Origin of the sequence: Staphylococcus sp. HMSC068G11, assembly GCF_001815825.1 — a bacterium.
Taxonomy (GTDB): domain Bacteria; phylum Bacillota; class Bacilli; order Staphylococcales; family Staphylococcaceae; genus Staphylococcus; species Staphylococcus epidermidis.
The window spans coordinates 1-1919 of sequence record NZ_KV822055.1 but is presented as its reverse complement, the minus strand read 5'-3'; the positions used below and the strand labels follow the sequence as shown (position 1 = coordinate 1919).

Genomic DNA, 1919 nt, shown 5'->3' with positions numbered 1-1919 from the left:
CTTCATTATAATTCTACCGACTTCACCATTAGACAAACGATCAAATCCCTCATTAATTTCATCTAAAGTGATAACCTCACTAATGAGTGAATCAATATTTAAACGTCCTTGTTTGTATAGATTAACGAACCTTGGTATATCTCTGTCAGGTACACAACTTCCTACATATGATCCTTTAATGGTACGTTCTTCAGCCGCTAAAGTAACTTGAGGGAAAGAAAAATTATCTTTAGGATTAGGCAGTCCTGTTGTTACAGTTGTTCCCCCTCGTTTGGTAATCTGATAAGCAACTTTCATAGCTGGTACTACACCCGCTGTTTCAAAAGCATATTCTACTCCGCCAGGAATATATTCTTTAATTTGCTCATCGATATCTTTATCGCTTGAATTAAATGTTGCTGTAGCCCCAAATTGCTTTGCTAATTCAAATTTATCTTCGTTAATATCTAAAGCAATAATTTCATTGGCTCCCGCTAGTTTAGCTCCAATAATAGCATTCAATCCAATACCTCCTAAACCAACAACCGCTACATTACTACCAGAACGAATTTGAGCTGTATTCACCACAGCACCGATACCTGTGATAATAGCACAACCAAATGCAGCTGCACGTTCAAAAGGTATTTTTTTATCAATTTTAACTATAGAGTTTTCAGAGACAACAGAATATTCAGCAAAACCTGATATCCCCAAGTGATGATATACTTTTCCTTCATCATTAGATAAACGCACTCCTCCCTCTAACATTTCGCCCTTTTCATTAGATATTGCTCCGTTTTCACATAATGCAGGACGTCCTTCTTTACATGGGATACATTTTCCACAACTTGGAATAAATGTGCATACCACATGGTCTCCTTCGCTAACTCTTGTAACAGCTTTTCCAACTTTAATTACTTCACCGGAAGCTTCATGACCAAGTGCCATGGGTAAAGGTCTAGGTCTGTTACCATTAATTACTGACAAATCAGAGTGACATAATCCAGCTGCATGAATTTTAATTAATACTTCGTGTTCGCTAGGATCATCAAGTTCTAAGTATTCAATTTTTAAAGGTTTAGATTCTTTATAGGGCTTTTTAGCTCCCATTTCATGTAAAACTGCTGCTCTAGTTTTCACTTCCAACACTCCTTTAATTTATATACATTAAGTCTATTCTTATCTGTTATTTTACACTTTAATATTATTATTTACAAAAAATTCTGATTATTTAGTTTATCTTATATAACCGATTTTTAAAAATTTATTATGTACAGTCATAATTTAGGAGTGATTTTGTTTTCAAGTGAATTTAAGGTGTGAAAATAAAAAAATATATTGAAGAAATACTTGATATAATTTATGAAGATTTTATGAATAACGACACTATCACAACCTTACTTAACAATGATTTACAGACGATTATTAATCAGTATCTATCAAAATAAAACCTATATACTGATAAAGATAGAGCATCTTTCACTGAGTGATAATCAGAGATATTAGAGAATAACAAGAAAATGAGAATTAGTATATGGTGAATTATTAAAATAAAGTGTTCACAGTGAATGATGACTTATTCGTTATTTATATTTATAATGCAAATATATATGAAAATTTTGGGAGTGGAATTATGAAACTAAGAGCATTAGAGTATAGTGATTTACTTTTTGTTCATGAATTAAATAATGAATATTCTATTATGTCTTATTGGTTTGAAGAGCCTTATGAATCCTTAACGGAACTTCAACATTTATTTGATAAGCATTTATTAGATGAATCGGAAAGACGTTTTGTTGTCGAAGATGAAAATCAAGTCGTAGGTATTGTTGAATTAGTAGAAATTAATTACATCCATCGTAATTGTGAAATACAAATAATTATTAAACCTGAGTTCAGTGGTAAAGGTTATGCAAAATTCGCATTCGAAAAAGCGATAA

The 1919-nt window shown here is 31.7% G+C and carries 2 protein-coding genes; one reads left to right on the top strand and one right to left on the bottom strand.

What is annotated here, in order from left to right; translation table 11 throughout:
* Nucleotides 1-1119: zinc-dependent alcohol dehydrogenase family protein (locus HMPREF3058_RS00895; protein WP_070731041.1), on the bottom strand; the 1119-nt coding region annotated here is incomplete at its 3' end.
* A 493-nt stretch (nucleotides 1120-1612) separates the two neighbouring features.
* Here HMPREF3058_RS00895 and HMPREF3058_RS00890 point away from each other — a divergent pair.
* On the top strand, nucleotides 1613-1919 hold a 307-nt coding region (locus HMPREF3058_RS00890), incomplete at its 3' end, for a GNAT family N-acetyltransferase (protein WP_141755958.1).